Origin of the sequence: Pontibacter indicus (genome assembly GCF_900156345.1) — a bacterium.
Lineage (GTDB): Bacteria > Bacteroidota > Bacteroidia > Cytophagales > Hymenobacteraceae > Pontibacter > Pontibacter indicus.
Genome location: NZ_FTPP01000002.1, coordinates 1,055,440 through 1,077,914 on the forward strand (window position 1 = coordinate 1,055,440; position 22,475 = coordinate 1,077,914).

Sequence of the window (22,475 nt, forward strand, 5' to 3'; positions counted from 1 at the left end):
AGCGTGTGCCTTAAGCCGGGTTGGCTTCCGTTACTTCGAAATTATGCACCGCTGCCAGTTCACGAATTCTGCTTTTCACCTTTTCGATGTCACGTCTTTTTCGGATCTGCTTCAGGTCGAGGTATACCTTGTTGCCGTCGCGCTGGGTGATGCGCAGGGCCATGAGCGAAACATGTACCGATTCGATGTCAGGTATAGCCGTGATCATTTTGGTGCGGAACACGCCGTTCTTTTGCACAATGTACTCTGGCGTCACTTCTATGTAGGACTGTATGCCAAACACAGAGGTGTTCTGCAGGACCACATAGCCCAGAAAAACGACCGCCAGGCCAAAGAAGATGTAGTACAGGTAGTTCTGGTCGCCAGTCGGGCTTTCGCTTACGAGCAGCATCGTGGCCCAGGACAACCAGAAAAGGGTGAGTACCAATTGCACTGTAAAAGAAAGCTTAGCATTGCGCGAAGGGCTTAACTGTACTAAAAGCGACGATCTTGCATTACCGGCTGTTGGCATAGAAGGATGTTAAAGTGAAACAAGCAAGCACAGTTTATGTGCAAGCTGCAATATAGCGAATTTATTTTTTCAGCGTAGCGGTTAATGTGATCTCGGGCACGGCACCCAGCGCCTTCGAAATAGGGCACTTGGCTTTTGCCTCTTCGGCCAGTTTCTGAAATTCATCTTCGCTTATACCTGCAGCGTTGGCCTCCGTGTTCAGTTCGATCTTCATTACGTGCGGTCCGCCGTCTTTTTCGCCCAAGTGCACGGTGGCGGTTGTCTGTACCGACTGCGGTTCGTAGTTGGCCTTCTCGAGCAGGGCGCTCAGAAACATGGAGTAGCAGCCTGCGTGCGCCGCCCCGATCAGTTCTTCGGGGTTGGTGGCCGAGGCGTCGTTCTCGAAGCGGGAGGCGAAGGTATAGCCTGCCTTAAAGTTGCCGGTGCCCGATTGAACCTCGCCGTTACCGTTTTTCAGACCTTTGTTCCATTGTGCTTTTGCTGTGCTCTTTTTCATAAGTTTTACCGTTAGTGTTGGTTCAAGATAAATCCAATACCTATAAACTACAGCAGGGCGTTTTTTGTTAACCCTAAAAAATAAGGAGGACGGTAAAACATGGCGAACGACTATGCCAAACCCGTTTATCTGGTTATATTTACCCCCTCTAAAAAATAGGAAAAACCATATGGGTGTGAAAGCATGGCTTAGTAAGCCCCTAGCCGCTTACGTGCATAAAAAACACCAGTCCTGGATTCAAAACCCGGTGGAGGCGCAGCAGGCTGTTTTTGAGGAGATTATCAAAAAAGCGCAGCAGACCGCCTTTGGCCGTGAACACCATTTTTCTGAGATAAAGACCCACGCCGACTTTGTAAAGGCCGTGCCCGTACGCGATTACGAGGGGCTGGCCAGCTACTTTAACCGCGTAAAAGAAGGGGAGCCCAACATCCTGTGGCCCGGCAAGCCGATCTACCTGGCCAAAACATCCGGCACTACTTCCGGCACCAAGTACATCCCGATCACCAAAGACTCCATACCCAACCACATCAACGGCGCCAAAGATGCGTTGCTCAACTACATCCACGAAACAGGCAACGCCAGCTTTCTGGATGGCAAGATGATTTTCCTGTCGGGCAGTCCGGTGCTGGATGAGATCGGCGGAATCCATACCGGACGCTTGTCGGGTATTGTGAACCACCACGTGCCGGGCTATCTGCGCACCAACCAGCTGCCGAGCTACGAGACCAACTGCATCGAAGACTGGGAAACCAAGCTCGACCAGATCATCGAAGAGACCATCGATCAGGACATGACGCTCATCTCAGGTATACCGCCCTGGGTGCAGATGTACTTCGACAAACTGATGCGGCAAACGGGCAAGCCGATCAAGGATATTTTCCCGAATTTCTCGCTGTTTGTGTATGGTGGCGTGAATTTTGAGCCTTACCGCAAAAAGCTGTTCGAATCCATTGGGCGTGAGGTGGACTCGGTCGAAACATTTCCGGCCTCTGAGGGGTTTTTCGCCTACCAGAACGAGCAGCACGACAAGGGACTTTTGCTGCTGCTGAACGCGGGTATTTTCTTTGAGTTTATACCTACCGACGAGTACTTCAACGAAAATCCGACCCGCCTCACCATTGGCGAAGTGGAGCCGGACGTGAACTACGCGCTGGTGGTGAGCAGCAACGCCGGCCTGTGGGCCTACTCCATTGGCGACACGGTGAAATTCACTTCCGTGAAGCCCTACAAACTGATCGTGAGCGGACGCATCAAGCATTTCATTTCGGCCTTTGGCGAGCACGTGATCGGCGAGGAGGTGGAGAAGGCGATGCAGCGCACCATGCAGAAGTACCCGATGGTGGAGCTGGTAGAGTTTACGGTGGCGCCTTACGTGAGCCAGGACAAGGGACAATCCTTCCACGAGTGGCTGGTGGAATTCTCGATGGGGCCGGCCAACCAGGAGGCGTTTGAAAAAGAGCTGAATGCGCAACTGCAGAAACTGAACACCTATTACGACGACCTGATCTCGGGTCATATTCTGGCCGACCTGAAGATCAGGGCGCTGCCGCAGGGCACGTTCCGCCACTACATGAAGTCGCAGGGCAAGCTGGGAGGGCAGAACAAAGTACCGCGTCTGAGCAACGACCGCAAACTGGCCGAAGGCCTGATCGAGTCGGCAGACGCGCTTAACGCAAACAAAAATTAATGAAACGAATTGCTATACTTGGCTCCACAGGCTCCATCGGCACACAGGCCCTGGAAGTGATTGGTGCCAACCCGGATAGTTTTGAGCTGGAGGTAATCACCGCCTACAACAACGCCGACCTGCTGATTGCGCAGGCACTGGCCTTTAAACCAAATGTGGTGGTGATCGCCAACGAGGACTTGTATGATAAGGTGCGCGACGCCCTGCAACACGAGGACATCAAGGTATACGCCGGTGCCAACGCGCTCAACGCGGTAGTGGAAATGGGCACCGTGGACATGGTGCTGACTGCCATGGTCGGCTATGCCGGTTTGCAGCCCACCATCCGCGCCATCAAAGCCGGCAAGGAGATCGCGCTCGCCAACAAGGAGACCCTGGTGGTAGCCGGACAACTGATCACCGACTTGGCCCGTCAGCAGGGCGTCAACATCTATCCGGTGGACTCGGAGCACAGCGCTATTTTCCAGTGCTTGGCCGGTGAGTTCCACAACCCGATCGAGAAAATCATCCTCACCGCTTCCGGTGGCCCTTTCCGCGGACGCAAAGCCGACGAGTTGCGCCATGTGACCCGGGCGCAGGCACTCAAACATCCCAACTGGGAAATGGGCGCCAAGATCACCATCGACTCGGCTTCCCTCATGAACAAAGGCCTGGAGGTGATCGAGGCGAAGTGGCTGTTTGGGCTGAAGAACGAGCAGATTGAGGTGGTGGTGCACCCGCAGTCCATCATTCACTCGCTGGTGCAGTTCGAGGACGGTTCCATCAAGGCGCAGCTTGGCCTGCCCGATATGAAACTGCCGATTCAGTACGCGCTGGGCTACCCAAACCGCCTCAAATCCAATTATCCGCGCTTCAATTTCATGGACTACCCGCAACTCACCTTCGAGCAGCCCGACCTGGGGACTTTCCGTAACCTGCAGCTGGCTTTTGATGCCATGGAGCGCGGCGGCAACATGCCCTGCATCCTCAATGCGGCCAACGAAGTGGCAGTGGCAGCGTTCCTGCGCGAGGAGGTAGGCTTCCTGGAGATGTCCGATATCATCGAAAGCAGTATGGCGAAAGTTGCGTATATTGCGAATCCTTCTTACGAAGACTATGTTACAACTGACAGGGAGGCACGCACTTACGCGGCAGAGGCGGTGAGCAAACTAAGTCTGTCCTAGTCGTAATCAGTACCATACCTTAACAATTTTCATCGATTCTAATTTATTTCTATTAAATGGATATTTTAATAATGGTGGGCCAGCTCCTTCTAGGCCTTACACTACTAGTAGGACTACACGAGCTGGGACACATGTTGACTGCCAAATGGTTTGGCATGCGTGTAGAGAAGTATGCGATCGGGTTTCCCCCAAAGATATTTAGCAAGAAAATAGGCGAAACAGAGTACATGCTGGGCGCTATTCCGCTGGGCGGCTTCGTGAAGATTACGGGTATGGTGGACGAGTCGCTGGACACCGAGGCGCTGAAGAAAGACCCTGAACCGTATGAATTCCGCGCCAAACCGGCCTGGCAGCGACTAATCGTGATGATGGGTGGCATTATCGTGAATGTGATCACGGGTATCGCCATCTTCATTGCCCTGAATTACTACTATGGCGAGAGCTACCTGCCTGCCAGCGAAGTGAAGTACGGCGTGCAGCCAAACGAAATAGGACAAGAACTGGGTTTTCAGCCGGGTGACCAGATTGTGGCGCTGAATGGCAAGCCGCTCGAGAAGTTTGAGGACGTGTACTCCATGGACGTGCTCCTGGGCCGTGACTCGTACTATACTGTAGAGCGCAATGGTGAGCAGGTGAAGATTCCGATTCCGGCAGACTTTATGGACCGCATGGCCGACAACAAAGACCGTATGCTGTTTGTGCAGCCGCGCGTGCCGTTTGTGGTGGGCGAAGTAGTGCCAAGCAGCGCAGCTTCCAAAGCGGGTCTGCAAACAGGCGACTATATCATGTCGGTGGATGGTGAGCCGACGCAGTTTTTCAGTGATTTTCAGGCCGCCATACAGAAGCACGCCGGCAAGCCGGTAGCCATCGAAGTGGAGCGTAATAACAAGGTGCTGACCCTGAACGCCGAAGTGAACGAAGACGGTACACTGGGCTTCTACCAGAAGCCGCTGCTTTCGTACGCTACCCGCGACTACAGCATCGGGGAAGCTGTTCCATTGGGAACCTCTCAGGCTTTTGCGGTCATCACCAACAACATCAAAGGTTTCGGGAAGATATTCAGAGGAGAGGCCTCCGCTTCCAAGTCCCTGAGCGGTCCGATCGGCATCGCGCAGATCTTCGGCGACACCTTTAACTGGTACAAGTTCTGGTCTATCACAGGCATGTTGTCGATGGTGCTGGCCTTTATGAACTTCCTGCCTATACCTGCACTGGATGGCGGCCACGTTGTGTTTTTGACTTATGAGATGATCAGCGGCCGCAAGCCGTCGGATAATTTTTTGGAGAACGCCCAAAAAGTGGGCATGGTTTTATTGTTGGGCTTAATGGCTTTTGCTATATTTAACGATGTATTCAAGATAATCTTCTAACCAAAGATTCCTTTATGAAAGCCATCGTGAAGAGCGCACTAACCCTTGCTATTCTTTTTGTTTTATTTGCATTTAACCAAGCCAATGCTGCGCCCGCGGCATTGGCTTTTTCTATACCTCCGTCCGCCGCACAAAGCGACACGACATACCTGGTGCAGCAAGGCGACACGTATTACAGCCTGTCGCGCCGCTTTAACATTCCGCTCGATTCGTTGCAGAAATGGAACGGCACGCAGCTAAACATGGGGCAGACGCTATACCTGACCAACCGTAAGGTAAAAGTGAAAACTGTTGCTGCCAAGCCGGCTGCCACTCCAGCAACGCAGGCAGCAACCGCCAGCCAGCACCCTAAAGCCGCAGCGCAGCCGGGTCGAAGCACTGCTGTAACACAGCCTAATCCGCAAGCAGGCAAGCCGACGACAGCTTCGCAGACCACGCCTCCATCCCAGACTGCCAAGCCAGCCGCCACACCGCCTGCACAGTCAGCTAGAGCAACTACCAAGAATAGCCCAACAGGCCCGGCCCGTACGCAGGCCAGTACCTCGGCTGCGGCTTCTACGCTGCCTACCCTCGAGAGCAAAGTGAAGCAGCGCATCCTGGTGGTACCTTTCGATCCATACCTGTACTTCTCTGACGCCGACGACGAAATAGCCCGTCATTCCAAAATACCACGCCAGAACGTGCGCCATGTGTTCCGTGGTCGCCTGAATGCCCTGCTGGCACCGGAAGGCTACGAAACCATCAACCTGCTGGGCGGCGTCTACCGTGATAGCGTGAGCGAACTTAGCACCCTATACCGATCGCTGAGTTACGGCTACCAAGACAACAAGCAGTCGCGCTACAACCACCAGCCTACCATTAAAGCAAAGGAGCGTGAGAATGCCCTGGAGTGGGTGAAACGAAAAAAAAACGACCTGAACATCAGAGGTGGGCAGCCTGCCACTGTGCCTGTGGCGCAGGACGAGAACAAGCACTTTGGCGTGAAGGTGAAGGACCCGAAATTCTTCTCGCACTTCAACGGCCAGTACGGCATCGACTATTACGTGTTCATCAACCAGTTCGAGGTGAAGACCAATTACGAAAACTGCCTCGACCGCGCCACCTGGAATTACGAACGCGACTTTCTGGTGCATTACTCCATCTACGACAGCAAGGGCGAGCTTGTGTCCGGCAACAAGGTGAAAGTGCCTTACCAGTCCAACATGAACGATGTGCAGCGCATTGTGAGCGACAACATGCCGAACATGGCCAAACGCGTACTAGCTGACCTGCCACAAGCCCAGAAATAAGATTTTTATACCTGTCGTTTGAGCCAGCTGAGTTTGAAAGCGCTGCTGATGGCAGTAATTCCCATCATGGAGCCAGTCAGAAACGAGACCACGATACCCATGGGTGAGCGCATGAAGACGCTGCTGTAAAGGGCGTAGCTCATAAAGGCTATACCTGCTATACCTATACCTGCCCAGAAATATAGCTTTTGCTGCCAACTCACCTTGTCAGGTATAGCCACGATTGGCAATCGCCAGGTATAGCGCAGGATAAGCAAACCACCCACCAAAGTGCTGCCGTGCTGTAAGATGCGGCAGAGCATGATCTCATGTCCCATCACATTCACCATGCTGGCAAGCACAGGCCATACCTGCACAAAATAGCCTGATTCGTGGGTGAAGGAATCCCAAAGGATGTGCGTAAAAGCACCCAGTATAGCTGAGAAGGCGAAAACCGCCCAACGCTCTTTTAGGTAGTCCAGCCAGTTGAACTGCGGCACAGCCAGGGCGCGGCTTTTAAACCAATCCGGAAGGTGGTCTATAGCGGGCCGGCGTACGATGAACTGAAAAATGCTTGCGATGACCAGCGCGACCGGCAGGTTAAAGTGTAGCAAGCCAGCCAAGGTATGGCCACTTTGATCGAGAAAAGGGAATAGCAGAAAATACTGGAAATCTGGGGCTACACTGCCTGTAACCAAGCCGGTAGCCGAGAACCTCCGCCTGTGGCGCAGCAGGGGCAATATAGCGGCAGGGTGGGCAGCTGTAAACGGCATTGGAAGGTATAAGTAGTCTTTTGTATTTTGTCAAAATTTCCTTTGTCCTGACAGTTTTAACTCTGTCCGGAGCAGGAACCTACCTTCCTGTACCTCGCCCTTGCAGCACTGGTTTTATCAAACGGAACTCTACGCGGCGGTTGATGCGGCGATCTTCTTCCGTTCTTTCATCGCGCAGGGGCTTGCTGCTTCCGTAGCCATAGGCATCAATGCGGCCATCCTCAAGGCGCACTTTGTGCTGAATATACTGCAGAATGGCATCGGCGCGGTCTTTTGATAGGATCTGGTTAAATTCTGGATCACCGGCGCTGTCGGTATGGCCCGCAATCTCTAACCGGAATCCCGGGTTCTCCACCAGAAAGTAAGCCACTTCGTCCAGTATGGGGTGCATCTCTTCCGTGATATTAGACTCGTTCGGCTCAAACTCGATGTTGCTGAACACGATCGGGATGTTATGGTCGATCACCTTGGTCATGATCTGCAGCGTCGTGTCCTGCTGCAGGGCCAGCTCCCGCTCAATCGTAAAGAAATCCGGGCTCTGGATGATCATCATGTACCGGGCATTGTCGATCAGGTTGAAGGCAAAGGAGCCGTCCGGCCGGATGTACTTTGACGAGATCTCGATGCCGTTGTCGAGGTCGATGATGGAGATGACACCCGAGAGTGGCTTGTTCGTAACAGAGTCGCGCAGCACGCCTTCTACTTTGGTCACGGCCAGCGGGTGTGCCTCCATCGGCAGCGGGAAAGAGTAGAGGTCGAGGTTTTTGAGGTCGCTTTCTTCGGAGCGGGCGTAGTACAGGTTCTGCGACTGCGAGTCGATGGTGAAGTAGTACTCGCTGCCCCGCCCATTCACGAGCGGACCGATGTTGCGCGGCTCCTGCCACTTGTTGCCCACCAGGTAGGTTTTGTAGATGTCGAAATCACCGAAATTGAACAGCTGCCCGCGCGAACTGAAGTAGAGCACCTTGTACTTGGGGTGGTAGAAAGGGCTCACCTCACTCTGACGCGTGTTGATGATCGGGCCCATGTTCTGCGCCTTGGCCCAAGTGCCATTTTTCAGTTTGTAAGTGAAGTAAATGTCCGACAACCCGAAGCCGCCCAGGCGGTCGGAGGCAAAGTAGAGCGTGTCCTCGTTCGGCGACAGCGTCGGCTGCGAGTCCCAGGAGGGGCTGTTCACGTTAGGGCCCAGGTTCTCGATCTCGTGCCAGCTGCCATCGGGCTGCAGACTTGCCTTGTACAGGTCGCAGTTGCCAAAGCCGTCCGGCGACTCGCAGCGGGCGAAGTAAAGCGTCTTGCCGTCACGGGTGAGCGTGGCAGAGCCTTCGTTGTAAATGCTGTTGATGGGCTTGCCGAAAGACTGCGCCTCGCTCCAGTAGCCGTTGCTGTTATGGGAGTAGTAGAGGTCTTCGTTTGGCTTACTTTCTATACCCTGGAAAGTGCGTTTCGAGGTAAAGATAAGCGTATTGTTGTCTTTGCTGAGGGTAGGGCCGTAATCTTCGTAAACAGAATTGATGGTGTTGCCCATGTTCAGGTATACCCCGCGCGGTGGCTGGTACGTCGAGATGGACTTACGGTATTCCACCAGCTCGTAATAATAGCTCAGCGGCACATAGTAGTCCTTGGTGTTCTGCTCCAGCGAGTCGTAGTAGGATTGCACCTGGCGCACATCTGAGCGGTGATGCTTAAGCACGAGGCGGTATACCTCCATGGCCTGGTTCATCATGCCTTGCCGCTCATACAACTGGCCCAGGCGCCAGAGCAGGTTGGTGTCTTTGTAGAAGTTCTGAATGCCAAAATTGCGCACGTAACCCTCGAGCAGTCTCAGGGCTTGCCCGTACTGCTTGCGTCGCTCCAGGCGTTGTATCTCTGAGAGTTTCTTAGAATCCTTGTAAAAGGCGATCCGGTTCAGGTTAGGGAAGTCCAGGTGCATTTCCTGGTTCGGTGCCTTTTTCTTCACCTTCACGTCAGGGCCGTCCTGCAAAGGCGTATGCTTCAGCTGCGCTATACCCAGGAGCGGGGCCAGCAACAGCAGCAGGAAGAAAACAGGGGTCTTAAGTCGTTTCATCGGCACAGGGCATGATACCTGAAACCAAAGATATTATTTTTTAGCCTATGTTCTGAAACGATTTATTAATATTCCCTTATATTTTCAGGATAGGTGCCAATGCCCCCGGCAGTTAAACAATTTAGGCAGGCAGGCCGCACTTGGCACAGCTCTTGACATTACTACACCCCAAAGGCATAAAGCGGATTTTCCGTTATCTTTATGTCAATTTGGCACTGATACAACCTATGAACTATACACTGAAGAATTTCCTTAACCAACTCTTAATCGGAAACATGTCGGTAGATGATAGCGACGATCTGATTCCGGTAATCACCACAGACCCTGACGAAGAAATGCTGCCGGAGGACATGCCGGACGAACTGCCTTTGCTGGCGGTGCGCAACACAGTATTGTTTCCGGGCGTGGTATTGCCTATTACCGTTAGCCGCAAAAAATCCGTGCGCCTCGTGCGCAAAGCTCATAAAGGCGACAAGATCGTGGGAGTGGTGGCGCAGCGCAATACCAACAGCGATGATCCGTCTGCCGAGGACCTGTACAGCATCGGCACCATGGCCAAGATCCTGAAAATGCTGGTACTGCCCGATGGCAACACCACCATCATCATCCAGGGCCAGAGCCGTTTCCAGATAGACGAAGTAACGCAGGAGGAACCCTACCTGTCGGCCAAGGTGAGCTATTGCAAGGATACCTTCCCCAACAAAAAGAGCAAAGAAGTAAAGGCATTGGTGCACTCGCTGAAAGATGCGGCCGCCAAGATGCTGAAGCTGAACCCTGAAATACCGCAGGAGGCCCAGGTGGCCCTCGATAATATCGACAGCCCAAGCTTCCTGACGCATTTCCTGTCGAGCAACCTGAACGTGGACGTGGCCCAGAAGCAAAAGCTGCTGGAAGTGAACGACGGCGTGGAGCGCGGCACGCAACTCCTCGAGATCATGCTGCGCGAGATCCAGTTGCTCGAACTGAAGCAGGAGATCCACACCAAGGTACACACCGACATCGATCAGCAGCAGCGCGACTATTTCCTGCGCCAGCAGATTAAGGTGCTGCAGGACGAGCTGGGGCAGGAGGGACCCGATCAGGAGATTGAGCGCTTCCGGGAGCGTGCCCTTAAGAAAAAATGGCCGGAGGCGGTTGCCAAGCATTTCAACAAAGAGATTGAGCGACTGGCCCGCCTCAACCCACAGGCAGCCGAGTACCCGGTGGCGGTCAACTACCTGGAGTTTTTGCTGGACCTGCCTTGGAACGAGACGACAAAAGACAACTTTAACCTAAAGCGCACCAAAAAGATACTGGACGCCGACCACTACGGTTTGGAGAAGGTAAAGGAGCGCATCATCGAGTACCTGGCAGTGCTCAAGCTGAAAAACGACATGAAGGCGCCGATTCTGTGCCTCTACGGACCTCCGGGCGTGGGTAAAACCTCGCTGGGTCGTTCCATCGCTACAGCCTTGGGACGTAAATATGTCAGAATGTCACTGGGCGGCGTGCGCGACGAAGCCGAGATCCGCGGGCACCGCCGTACCTATGTGGGCGCCATGCCGGGCAAAATCATCAGCCAGATCAAAAAAGTGGGTTCTTCCAACCCGGTCATCATCCTCGACGAGATCGACAAACTGGCCTCCGACTTCCGTGGCGACCCGTCTTCAGCTTTGCTGGAGGTGCTGGACCCGGAGCAGAACCATACCTTCATGGACAACTACCTGGACGTGGAGTACGACCTTTCGAAGGTGCTCTTCATTGCCACGGCTAACTCTCTGGAAACAATTCAGCCTGCCTTGCGCGACCGTATGGAGATCATCGAGCTGACCGGCTATACCTTAGAGGAGAAAACTGAGATTGCGAAGCGCCACCTCGTGCCGAAGCAGGTGAGTGAGCATGGCCTGGAGGAAGATGACGTGAAAATGTCGAAAGCTACACTGCAGAAAGTGATCGACGACTATACCCGTGAGTCGGGTGTGCGTAGCCTGGAGCGTAAGATTGGGCAGCTGGTGCGTAACACGGCCAAGCAAAAGGCGATGGAGGAAAAATATACGCCGTCCATCAAGCCGGAAGACGTAGTGAAGATTCTCGGACCGGAAACCTTCGACAAAGAAATCTACCAGGACATCGACACCGCTGGTGTAGTAACCGGCCTGGCCTGGACTTCTGTGGGCGGCGATATCCTGTTCATCGAGTCTATCCTGAGCAAAGGCAAGGGTAAGCTGACGCTATCAGGCCAGTTGGGCGATGTGATGAAAGAGTCTGCCATGACGGCCATCTCATACCTGAAAGCCCACGCCGATCTGCTCGACATCGACTACCGCCTCTTCGACCAGTACGATCTGCACATTCACTTCCCGGAAGGGGCCGTTCCGAAAGACGGTCCGTCGGCAGGTATAGCCATTTTCACGTCCATCGCCTCGGTGTTTACGCAGCGCAAAGTGAAGTCGCGCCTGGCCATGACGGGCGAGATCACGCTGCGTGGCAAGGTGCTGCCGGTGGGAGGTATAAAAGAGAAAATACTCGCAGCCAAGCGCGCAGGTATAACCGATGTAATCCTGTGTCAGAAAAATCGCAAGGACATCACCGAAATACCGGAGCAATACATCAAAGGTCTGCAGATTCATTACGTAGACAGAGTGGACGACGTGGTGCAGATTGCTTTGCTAAAGCAAAAAGTGAAGCATCCGCTCAAGTTGGTGGTGTCGGAGAATGGAAAGAGCGAGGAATAAAGATCGCTGGTTGACTTCGGCCACCAGATTTTTTTAATTTTTAAGCAGAGAAGATGTTAGAATCAATAGAGCATTTAACGCCAGCCCAGATTGTAGAGGAGCTGGATAAATATATTATTGGGCAGCAGGAGGCCAAACGAAACGTGGCCATTGCGCTCCGCAACCGCTGGCGCCGCATGAACGCCGACGAAAGCATCCGCCGTGAGATCGTGCCTAACAACATCCTGATGATCGGGGCAACCGGGGTGGGTAAAACCGAGATCGCCCGCCGCCTGGCCAAGATCGCCGATGCGCCTTTCACCAAGGTAGAAGCCTCGAAGTTTACGGAAGTGGGCTATGTGGGCCGCGACGTGGAGAGCATGGTCCGTGACCTGGTGGAGCAGTCGGTGAACATGGTAAAGACCAAGAAAAAGGAAGAAGTGAAGCAGAAAGCGGCTGAGGTGGTAGAAGACATCATCCTCGACGCCCTTATTCCGCCGATCCAGGGCCGCACATCGCCGGGTTACGCCACCACAACCGACCCGAACGCCATGCCCGATAACGACTACGAACTGAACGAGCGCACCCGCGAGAAATTCAGAGAGAAGATCCGCAACGGCGAGCTCGAGGACCGCAAGATCGAGATCCGGGTGCAGCAGAGCGCCATGCCTGGTATGGGTGTGATGGGGCCAGGTATGGACGAGGCTTCCATGATGAACATCCAGGAGATGATCAGCGGCATGATGCCCAAGAAGACCAAAAAACGCAAAGTGACCATTGCCGAAGCCCGCAAGATCTTGTTGGAAGAAGAAGCCGCGAAACTCATCGATATGGATGAGGTGAAGGAAGAAGCAATCTTCAAAGCGGAGAACTCCGGTGTGATCTTCATTGACGAGATTGACAAAGTGGCCAGCGCTAGCAACAAAGGCGGCGGCGGTCCCGACGTGAGCCGCGAAGGCGTGCAGCGCGACCTGTTGCCAATTGTAGAGGGCTCCACGGTGAACACCAAGTATGGCGTCATCAACACCGACCACATATTGTTCATCGCTGCCGGTGCCTTCCACGTGGCCAAACCGTCGGATCTTATACCTGAATTGCAGGGTCGTTTCCCGATCCGTGTGGAGCTGCAGAGCCTGACTAAGGAAGATTTCTACCAGATCCTGAAGTTCCCGAAAAACGCCCTGACCAAGCAGTACGAGGCTTTGTTGAAAGCGGAGAACGTGGAGCTGAGCTTTGCCGACGAAGCTCTGGACGAGATTGCCAGCCTGGCTTACGAAGTGAATGCCGAAGTCGAGAACATTGGTGCCCGTCGCCTGCAGACCATCATGAGCCGCCTGCTCAACGACATCCTCTTCGATGTGCCCGACAAAATCAGCGCCAATGCCCGTATCGTCATTACCCGCGACATGGTGCTCGAACGACTGTCGGACATGGTGAAGAACCGCGACCTGAGTCAGTATATCTTGTAAGTTTGGGAGTTTGAGAGTTTAAGAGCTGGGGAATTTAGGAATTCGAGGGATAAAGACGGTGTAAGGACAGGTCGCGACCTGTTCGAATCGTGCACAGGTTATACCTGTCCACTTGTTTCCCGCGCTTTCTAGGTTGTGTACATGCTTATTGAATAACTGGCACGGTAATCATTTCTGTGGCCTGCAGATAAAAGCGAGTCTGTGAACTCGCGAAATGGGAAAGCTGGTGCTTCTGTAGAGGCAGAGGCACCGGCTTTTTTGTTTATGAAAACCTCAGCCTTCAGGTATAGGTATAACCAAATCTTAAAACACATTCGTACTTTAGGTTAGTATAGATCACTCTTAAACTCCTACATTCTCAAACTCCTAAACTTCCATGAACTACTACTTCATCACCGGGACGAGCAAAGGTATAGGCAAAGCCATTGCGGAGGAACTGCTGCAGGACGAGAACAACTTTGTGATCGGCGTTTGCCGCAACAGCACGATCCAGCACAAAAACTACCGCCACCAACCGCTCGATTTTTCAGATATACCTGCCGTGGAGCATAACCTGCACAAGGTATTTGTGCCTTACCAGGACGCCGAAAAGCTAGTACTGATCAACAACGCGGGTGTGCTGGGCGACATTGGCTATGTGGGCGAAGGCATGCCGAACGAGCGCTTCGAGTTTGTGTTCGACGTGAACGTAATCGTGCCGGCCATGCTGATGAACAGTTTCCTGCAGGTATACCAGCCGCTGCAAGTGCCCAAGGTAATCGTGAACGTCAGCTCTTGGGCAGGGAAGTATCCCATCGACGGGTGGGCCAGTTACTGCGCCTCCAAAGCAGCAATTGACATGCTGTCGCAGACAATACAGCAGGAACAGAATGTACGTGCCTCCGGCGTGCGGGTCTTTGCGCTGTCGCCGGGCGTGGTGGACACTGCCATGCAGGAGCACATCCGGGAAAGTGATGAGAACAAGTTCAGCAACGTGCAGCGGTTCAGGGATTACAAGGAGCAAGGCGAGCTGGCTTCACCGGAAGAGGTGGGTCAAAAGATCGTCTGGTTCCTGAACAACACCGACAACTTTAACGAGGTCATCGTATCTGTGCGGGATATGTAGTTTAGTCCATTGTTCATAATGACGACAAAGCCTTGCCCCTGTGGCAGGGCTTTTTTTGTGAAGAGATGTTACCTGCGATCAATGTTTATACACGCATAACCCATTGATTCCTAGGGGAAATAGTTTTAAGGGGATTGTTGCTAATTTAATATAGTTATGCTAAATTTCTATACCTGATCGAAGCCCCTATAGCTGAGCCTCTATGAAGAACCCCATCTGTCCCAAATGCAGTGCCACAGAAGTCGTGAAGAGCGGTATTATCAACGACCGGCAACGCTATCGTTGCAAGAAATGCGGCTATTACTTCACGGTAAATAAGCTCGGGAAAGGGATTGACAGCTATTATGTGACCAAGGCGCTGCAACTCTACATTGAAGGCATCAGCTACCGGGAGATCGAGCGGATTCTGGGTGTGAGTCACGTCTCGATCATGAACTGGGTGCGCAAGTATAAAATCAAGGCGCCGGAGCAAACCGAATACCATCCTACTTACAAAATACTGAACCACACCGAACTGGTCGAGCACATGAAGAACAGCGCCAACCTCAAAGGCGCCGGCATGATGATCACCGAGCTTGGCGACAAGTACATGATGATCAAGTGGAAGCGGTTTAAAGATTGATGTATACCAACTTACCAAAAATATACAGCACTTTATCCTTTCTCCTGAATCTTCCTTAAAATAGTCTAAAGAATTCGGGGAAACAGCTGACCTCTCTTCACCTTAACATTTAGTATCCCATATGAAAAAACTGTTACTATATGTAGCGGCAGGGCTGGTGCTTTGCTGTGCAGGAAGGAGTGCGTCCGCTCAAGGCTCTACCGAGTATGGTGCGGGCATCAAGCTGCCCATCAACGAAGACGGGTCAAAGTACATTCGTTTTATCACCTGGCACCAGGTATGGATGCGCTACAACGAGCATAACTCGGGTACGATCCGCAACGGGGAGCCGGTGGACAACACCCTGGACTTCGGCCTGCGCCGCTCCCGATTCCTCACCTACTCCCAGATCTCGCCCCGCTTTTTAGTATTGCTGCACTTTGGTATCAATAATCAGAATGCTGTCAGTGGGGGTGTGAATCCTACGCAGGATGGGAAGAAGCCCCAGATCTTTATTCACGATGCCTGGACAGAGTATAAGGTGTTTGACAACGCTCTGTCGGTTGGGGCTGGCCTGCACTACTGGAACGGCATCTCGCGCAGTACCAATGCCAGCACGCTCAACTTCATGGCCATCGACGCACCGATCTTCAACTGGGCCACCATCGATGCTGCCGACCAGTTCGGGCGTATGCTGGGCGTGTACGCCAAAGGCAAGCTCGGCAAACTGGACTACCGCATGGCCGTGAATGATCCTTTTCTGACCAACACGGCGGAGACGATCGGTCCAAATGCTAACTACAATCCACGGAACAACAATAAGGTATACCAAGGCTATTTCAACTGGCAGTTTCTGGAGCAGGAGTCGAACCTGTTGCCGTATATGGTGGGCACTTACCTGGGCTCTAAACGCGTGTTCAACATCGGCGCGGGCTTCTTACACAACAAAGACGGCATGTGGCGCGAGCAGAATACCATCAATGGCTCCATAGTAGAAGAAGAAAACATCAACCTGTTTGGCGTGGATGCTTTCCTGGACCTGCCGCTTAACACCGAAACCAACACCGCCCTGACCGCCTACGGCGTGTACTACAACTACGACTTTGGCAAAGACAATGTGCGCAACATTGGTATTATGAACCCCGCGCAGGGCGGAGGCGCACTACGCGGCAATGCTTTCCCGACCATCGGTACCGGCGATATCCTGTATGGGCAGGCAGGCTACCTGCTTCCCAAAGATTTGATTACCGAAAAAGCCCGCCTCCAACCCTATGCCGCCTACAGCTATGGCAGTTTAGACGGCGTGCAGAACAGCCGCGGTGAGAAAGTGCCTGTGAAAGTGCTCGACCTGGGTGCTAACCTCTTTCTGGAAGGGCATCATTCCAAACTCACGCTCAACTACCGCAACCGCCCTGATTTCACGAACCCCGATAACCTGAAGTACCGCCCCGAGATAACACTGCAGGCCATGATTTACTTGTAAGAACCTTAAAAAACTAAACTATATATCCATGGAAAATAACAAGAACAGAATGCAGGAGTACTGGCAGCGCAACGTGCGCATCCTCCTGACGCTTTTGGGCCTTTGGTTCGTCGTGTCCTACGTCTTCGGCATTTTGCTCGTCGACGAACTGAACCAGTTCCGGCTGGGCGGCTTCAAACTGGGCTTCTGGTTTGCGCAGCAGGGCTCCATCTATGCTTTTGTGCTGATCATCTTCATCTATGTGTGGCTGATGAACAAGCTCGACCGCGAATTTGACGTGCACGAAGATTAATCTCTCACCACAAAACACCTTAAGACAATGGACATCTTAACCTGGACATACATCATCGTGGGCATGACCTTCGCCCTCTACATCGGCATTGCGATCTGGTCGCGGGCGGGCTCTACGAAAGAATTTTACGTGGCAGGCGGCGGCGTGAGCCCGTTGGCCAACGGTATGGCAACAGCCGCTGACTGGATGTCGGCCGCCTCGTTCATTTCCATGGCAGGCCTGATCTCGTTTATGGGCTACGACGGCTCGGTATACCTGATGGGCTGGACCGGCGGCTACGTGCTCCTGGCGCTTTTGCTAGCGCCCTACCTGCGCAAGTTCGGCAAGTTCACCGTGCCCGATTTTGTGGGCGACCGCTACTACTCCAAAACCGCCCGCCTTGTGGCCGTGGTGTGTGCCATCTTTATCTCGTTCACTTATGTGGCTGGCCAGATGCGCGGCGTGGGCATTGTGTTCTCGCGCTTCTTGGAGGTACAGATTGAGACAGGCGTAATCATCGGTATGATCATCGTGTTGTTCTACGCTGTGCTGGGCGGCATGAAAGGCATCACCTATACCCAGGTGGCGCAGTACTGCGTGCTGATCTTCGCCTACATGGTGCCCGCTATTTTTATTTCGATGATGTTGACCGGCAACCCGATTCCGCAGTTGGGGATGGGCAGTACGCTGTCAGACGGCACCTATCTGCTGGATAAACTCGATGGCCTGCTACCGGAGCTCGGCTTCACGGCCTACACCGACGGCAGCAAAGCCACCATTGACGTGTTCTTCATCACGGCCGCCCTGATGGTGGGCACGGCCGGTCTGCCGCACGTGATCGTGCGCTTCTTTACGGTGCCCAAAGTAAAAGACGCCCGCAAATCGGCTGGTTTTGCGCTGGTGTTCATCGCCATCCTGTACACAGCGGCCCCTGCGGTAGGTGCTTTTGGGATGTACAACATGCTGCAGACGACCAGCAACCAGCCAATTGCGGATATGCCCCAATGGGTGAGCAACTGGCAGAAAACAAAACTGATTGGCGTGGATGACAAGAACGGAGACGGCCGCATACAGTATGTGAAAGACCCCGCTGTAAACGAACTGACCATTGACAAAGACATCATGGTGCTGGCCAGCCCGGAGATTGCGCAGCTTCCGAACTGGGTGATTGCCTTGATAGCGGCGGGTGGTCTGGCAGCGGCTCTTTCCACAGCGGCCGGTCTGTTGCTGGTTATCTCCACCTCCATTTCGCATGACTTACTCAAGAAATCCGTGATGCCCGATATATCTGAAAAAAAGGAGCTGATTGCGGCCCGTTTGGCGGCAACGTTTGCGGTAGTGGTGGCGGGTTATTTCGGTATCAATCCTCCGGGCTTTGTGGCTGAGGTGGTGGCCTTCGCCTTTGGTCTGGCTGCGGCTTCGTTCTTCCCCATCATCATCATGGGTATTTTCTCGAAGCGCATGAACAAACAGGGCGCCATCTGGGGTATGATCTCAGGCCTGCTATTCACGATCAGCTACATCTCTTACTTCAAGTTCATCAACCCGGCTGCGAACCTGCCAGAGAACTGGTTCATGGAGATCTCCCCGGAAGGCATTGGTACAGTAGGTATGCTGGTTAACTTCATCGTGTCCTTCCTTGTGTCGCGCTTCACCCCAGCCCCTCCAGCCCACATTCAGGACCTGGTAGAGGATATCCGTATCCCAAGAGGCGCCGGAGAGGCCGTGGCGCATTAAGATTGGATGGTTACATTGTTAAATGGCTAAATTGTTGGATGGTTGATTCGGTGCTTTTCGCTGGTCAGCCCTCCGGCAGTTAGCTGGGGAGTGAGGATAGTTCGCAGAGAATAGTTATGTCTATACCCCCTACAGAGCTGTAGGGCCGTCAAGTTCTAGCAAATTCTACCCTTGAGGACAAGCGAAAACGTGAGTTTGAAGCTTGCGAGCGAAGCTCTTAGAGAGGTGTTTACAAGTAAGTGAGAATATCGCAAACAGGTGATTGTTGACTTTTCATCACCTCCTTCACACCCCTATAATCCCCTCAAGGGGATAGTTCTCGACAGAACCTCAATGGCCTGCCTTTAAAGTGGCGAAGTGATGACAATCATGCCCAAGCGGATGTAGTCCGCCAAAACAACTTTCTAACTTCTAAACTTTCTAACTTAGAACATGCGTGACACAGCAAAAGGCCGGCGACTCTTTTTCATCAGTGCCCTGTTCATGGTGCTGTTGAACTTTCCGGTGCTCTCGATCTTCAGTTCGGGGGCGACGGTGAGCGGTGTGCCGGTGCTATACCTGTACATCACGGCGGTGTGGCTTTTGTGCATTGGGGCGATCGGCTTTTACATCAATCGGCAGGATCCGAGAAAACAGAAAAAATAAGGCATGAACTACTGGCTCGTCATCGGTGCGTCGTTTTTCTACCTGGCTTTGCTCTTTGGGCTGGCTTCGTGGGCAGAGAGGCGTTCGGCTGCAGGCAAAAGCTTCGTAGGCAATCCCTACATCTATGCGCTTTCGATTGCGGTATACTGCACTGCCTGGACCTATTACGGTTCGGTAGGAAGAGCCGCTACTACAGGCCTGGGCTACCTGGCGATCTACATCGGGCCGACGCTGATGGCGCCGCTCTGGTGGGTGGTGCTCCGCAAGATCATCCGCATCTGCAAGGTGCAGCGTATTACCACTATTGCCGATTTCATCTCGTCGCGCTACGGCAAGAATGTTACGTTGGGGAGCATCGTCACTATCATATGCGTGCTGGGCATTATTCCTTACATCTCCATCCAGCTCAAGGCAATTGCCAGCAGCCTGGATATACTCACCGGCGCCAACGAGTTAGGCCGTAGCCCGCTATTCGGCGATACGTCCTTCTTCATCGCTTTGGGCCTGGGTTTGTTTACCATTGTGTATGGCACGCGGCACGTGGAGGCGACCGAACGCCACGAAGGGATGGTAACGGCCATCGCCTTTGAGTCGCTCTTCAAACTGGTGATCTTCCTTGTGGCGGGGGTGTTTGTGACCTATGGCGTCTTCAATGGCTTTGGCGACATCATGCAGCAGGCATCGCAGCTGCCCGATTTTGAGCGGCTGATGACCTTCGACAATGAGAGTGGTTTTTCGCAGTGGTTCTGGATGGTGGTGCTGTCGATGCTGGCGATTCTGTTTTTGCCGCGCCAGTTTCAGGTGGCCGTGGTGGAGAACGTGAACGAACAGCACCTCAACAAAGCCATGTGGCTGTTTCCGCTTTACCTGTTTGCCATCAACATCTTTGTGCTGCCCATTGCCTTTGGCGGCGACCTGCTGTTTGGAACCACAGGTATAGACGCCGACATGTTTGTGTTGGCCATCCCTTTGAGCGAGGGCAAATCGATCCTGGCCTTGCTGATATACCTGGGTGGGTTTTCGGCGGCTACCAGTATGATGATTGTGGCTACTATCGCCCTGAGTGTGATGGTGAGCAACAACATCGTGATGCCGCTCCTGGTGGCTATACCTGCCATCAAAAACACCTACCAGAACCAGCTCACGAAAATCCTCTTGTTCAGCCGTCGACTCGGTATACTCGCGATCTTGTTACTGGTCTACCTGTATTACAAGGGCGTGGCCGAGTTCTATTCCCTCGTGGAGGTGGGGCTGGTGTCGTTTGCGGCGGTGGCGCAGTTTGCTCCGGCTATTATCGGCGGCATCTTCTGGAAAGAGGGTACTAAAAACGGGGCGCTGGCAGGCATCGTGGTCGGCTCTGTCATTTGGTTCTATACCTTGGTCGTGCCCTCGATGGTGGGCGTGGGCATGCTGCCGGCTTCTATTCTGAATGATGGTCCGCTAGGTATAGCGCTACTCAAACCCTTTGCGCTATTCGGGCTGCAGGGAATGGACTACATTTCGCATGCCATGTTCTGGAGCATGTTCCTGAACGTGGGGCTCTACATCGGGGTATCGCTTCTGAGCAGGCAAAGCTCACAGGAGCGCAACCAGGCCGAGGTGTTTGTCGACATCTTCAAGTACTCCACTGTGTTCGAGAGCTCCATCGTCTGGAAAGGCACGGCCTACATACCGGACATCAAATCTTTGCTTGTGAACTTCCTGGGTGAGAAAAAAGCGGAGGTGGCCATGAAAGCCTACAAACGCAAATACCCCGAACCCGAAGACGCAACCGGAAAGGCAGATCCGAAACTGGTGACCTATGCCGAGAAGCTACTGGCGGGTGTGATCGGTTCTTCCTCGGCCCGCATCATGGTGGCGTCGGTGGTGAAGGAGGAGGAGATCAGCATCGACGAGGTGCTCAACATCCTGAAAGAATCACAGCAACTGATCTCGATCAACAACGAGCTCCGTCGCAAGTCCCTGGAGTTGCGACGCGCTACCGAGCAGCTTCGCAGTGCCAACGAACGGCTCAAGCAACTCGACGAGCTCAAGGACGAATTCCTGTCGACGGTCACGCACGAGCTGCGCACACCACTGACTTCGATCCGGGCCCTGTCTGAGATCCTGTATGATAATCCGGAGATGGAGCGCGAGGATCAGGAGCATTTCCTGCAGACGATCGTGAAGGAGTCGGAGCGGCTGACTCGCCTGATTACGCAGGTGCTGGATTTGGAACGCTTCGAGTCGGGCAAACAAAAACTGAACCTGGGGCCGGTGCAGATCGAGGAGGTGATTCGCGAGTCGGTGCAGGCTTTGGAGCGGTTGGTGGGGGAGAAGCACATCGATCTGGTGGTGGACGTGCAGCACAACCTGCCCACTATCAACGGCGACAAAGACCGCCTGATGCAGGTGATGGTGAATTTGGTGTCCAATGCCATCAAATTCTGCAACCCTGAGCAAGGCCGCATCATCGTGTCGGGCTACTACATCGACGGCGACATCAAAGTGAACGTGGTGGATAATGGCAAGGGCATTGCCCCGGAGCTCCACAAACAGATATTCGACAAGTTTTACCAGGCCCAGAACCAGAACATCCGCAAGCCGGAGGGCAGTGGGCTGGGACTGGCCATCAGCAAAAAGATAATTGAATCGCACCAGGGGCGCATTTGGGTGGAAAGTGAGCCGGGCAAAGGTTCCCGGTTTTCGTTCGTGCTGCCTGTGAGAGTAAATGTGCCCGCAAACGTATAAAACTATGAGTACCAAAGTAAAATTGAAGGTGTTGGTCGTGGATGATGAACCGGGTATCCTGATGCCGCTGGAGTTTTTGATGCGCAAGAACGGCTACCAGGTATACATTGCCCGCAACGGCACCGAGGCCATGGAGAGTGTGGACAAGGAGCGGCCGAACGTGGTGCTGCTCGACATCATGATGCCTGATGTGGACGGCTACGAAGTGTGCCGGCACATCCGGCAGAGTGAGTCCATGGACGGGGCCAAGGTGATCTTCATGAGTGCCAAAACCAAAGACGCCGACATCAAGAAAGGCTACGAGGTAGGAGCCGACCTCTACATCCCGAAGCCTTTCTCGACCCGCTTCCTGATGGAGAAGATAAAGGAGCTTACCAAGAGTTAATCGCAATAAAAGACGCAGGAGAT

The 22,475-nt window shown here is 53.4% G+C and carries 18 protein-coding genes; 14 read left to right on the top strand and 4 right to left on the bottom strand.

All coding sequences use genetic code 11. The features are described 5' to 3' along the window. Nucleotides 1-10 precede the first annotated feature (10 nt). Nucleotides 11-433, bottom strand: a complete 423-nt coding sequence (locus tag B0B12_RS13470) for a hypothetical protein (RefSeq protein WP_076669578.1) — start codon at nt 431-433, stop codon at nt 11-13. A gap of 139 nt (nt 434-572) precedes the next feature. Continuing rightward, a complete protein-coding gene (locus tag B0B12_RS13475; RefSeq protein WP_076669580.1) occupies nt 573-1,007 on the bottom strand; it encodes an OsmC family peroxiredoxin in 435 nt (144 codons plus the stop codon). A gap of 169 nt (nt 1,008-1,176) precedes the next feature. Between B0B12_RS13475 and B0B12_RS13480 the strand changes: the two genes are divergently transcribed. From B0B12_RS13480 to B0B12_RS13495, 4 genes are read left to right on the top strand one after another with little or no spacing between them, the layout of a single operon-like run. Continuing rightward, complete coding sequence (locus B0B12_RS13480) at nt 1,177-2,694, top strand: GH3 auxin-responsive promoter family protein (protein WP_076669581.1); 1,518 nt, start codon at nt 1,177-1,179, stop codon at nt 2,692-2,694. Beyond that, nucleotides 2,694-3,857, top strand: coding sequence for a 1-deoxy-D-xylulose-5-phosphate reductoisomerase (locus B0B12_RS13485; RefSeq protein WP_076669582.1), 1,164 nt, complete (start codon nt 2,694-2,696; stop codon nt 3,855-3,857). The genes B0B12_RS13480 and B0B12_RS13485 overlap by 1 nt, the downstream gene beginning before the upstream one ends. 56 nt (nt 3,858-3,913) lie before the next feature. Beyond that, nucleotides 3,914-5,227: an RIP metalloprotease RseP gene (rseP, locus tag B0B12_RS13490; RefSeq protein WP_076669583.1), complete on the top strand. Its 1,314-nt coding sequence runs from the start codon at nt 3,914-3,916 to the stop codon at nt 5,225-5,227. Between the two features lie 14 nt (nt 5,228-5,241). Beyond that, nucleotides 5,242-6,516 (top strand): LysM peptidoglycan-binding domain-containing protein, encoded by a 1,275-nt coding sequence (locus tag B0B12_RS13495; RefSeq protein ID WP_076669584.1) that lies wholly within the window; start codon nt 5,242-5,244, stop codon nt 6,514-6,516. Between the two features lie 5 nt (nt 6,517-6,521). Here B0B12_RS13495 and B0B12_RS13500 read toward each other — a convergent pair whose 3' ends face one another. Together B0B12_RS13500 and B0B12_RS13505 are read right to left on the bottom strand one after the other, a co-directional pair. Beyond that, nucleotides 6,522-7,268 (bottom strand): DUF4184 family protein, encoded by a 747-nt coding sequence (locus tag B0B12_RS13500; RefSeq protein ID WP_076669585.1) that lies wholly within the window; start codon nt 7,266-7,268, stop codon nt 6,522-6,524. Between the two features lie 79 nt (nt 7,269-7,347). Next, on the bottom strand, nt 7,348-9,333 hold the full coding sequence (locus B0B12_RS13505) for an OmpA family protein (RefSeq protein WP_076670354.1): 1,986 nt from the start codon (nt 9,331-9,333) through the stop codon (nt 7,348-7,350). 227 nt (nt 9,334-9,560) lie between these two features. On the opposite strand from B0B12_RS13505, the gene lon reads away from it, so the two are divergent. From lon to B0B12_RS13555, 10 genes are all read left to right on the top strand, one after another. Continuing rightward, entirely contained in the window at nt 9,561-12,047 is a 2,487-nt protein-coding gene (lon, locus tag B0B12_RS13510; RefSeq protein ID WP_076669586.1) for an endopeptidase La, read from the top strand. Nucleotides 12,048-12,100: 53 nt separating this feature from the next. Continuing rightward, the gene (gene hslU / locus B0B12_RS13515) at nt 12,101-13,495 is read left to right on the top strand and encodes an ATP-dependent protease ATPase subunit HslU (protein ID WP_076669587.1); all 1,395 of its coding nucleotides are present in this window, start codon (nt 12,101-12,103) and stop codon (nt 13,493-13,495) included. Nucleotides 13,496-13,871: 376 nt separating this feature from the next. Then, nucleotides 13,872-14,600 carry an SDR family NAD(P)-dependent oxidoreductase gene (locus B0B12_RS13520; protein ID WP_076669589.1) on the top strand — a complete coding sequence of 243 codons (729 nt, stop codon included), beginning with the start codon at nt 13,872-13,874 and terminating at the stop codon, nt 14,598-14,600. A 202-nt stretch (nt 14,601-14,802) separates the two neighbouring features. Continuing rightward, nucleotides 14,803-15,222, top strand: a complete 420-nt coding sequence (locus B0B12_RS13525; RefSeq protein WP_076669590.1) for an IS1/IS1595 family N-terminal zinc-binding domain-containing protein — start codon at nt 14,803-14,805, stop codon at nt 15,220-15,222. A 121-nt stretch (nt 15,223-15,343) separates the two neighbouring features. Continuing rightward, nucleotides 15,344-16,684, top strand: a complete 1,341-nt coding sequence (locus B0B12_RS13530) for a hypothetical protein (RefSeq protein ID WP_076669592.1) — start codon at nt 15,344-15,346, stop codon at nt 16,682-16,684. A 28-nt stretch (nt 16,685-16,712) separates the two neighbouring features. Next, nucleotides 16,713-16,976: a DUF4212 domain-containing protein gene (locus B0B12_RS13535; RefSeq protein ID WP_076669594.1), complete on the top strand. Its 264-nt coding sequence runs from the start codon at nt 16,713-16,715 to the stop codon at nt 16,974-16,976. Nucleotides 16,977-17,003: 27 nt separating this feature from the next. Then, nucleotides 17,004-18,692: a sodium:solute symporter family protein gene (locus B0B12_RS13540; RefSeq protein WP_076669595.1), complete on the top strand. Its 1,689-nt coding sequence runs from the start codon at nt 17,004-17,006 to the stop codon at nt 18,690-18,692. Nucleotides 18,693-19,124: 432 nt separating this feature from the next. Further along, nucleotides 19,125-19,337 (top strand): hypothetical protein, encoded by a 213-nt coding sequence (locus tag B0B12_RS13545; protein WP_076669602.1) that lies wholly within the window; start codon nt 19,125-19,127, stop codon nt 19,335-19,337. Nucleotides 19,338-19,340: 3 nt separating this feature from the next. Continuing rightward, nucleotides 19,341-22,067: an ATP-binding protein gene (locus tag B0B12_RS13550; RefSeq protein WP_076669604.1), complete on the top strand. Its 2,727-nt coding sequence runs from the start codon at nt 19,341-19,343 to the stop codon at nt 22,065-22,067. Between the two features lie 4 nt (nt 22,068-22,071). Further along, nucleotides 22,072-22,452 (top strand): response regulator transcription factor, encoded by a 381-nt coding sequence (locus B0B12_RS13555; protein WP_076669605.1) that lies wholly within the window; start codon nt 22,072-22,074, stop codon nt 22,450-22,452. Nucleotides 22,453-22,475 lie beyond the last annotated feature (23 nt).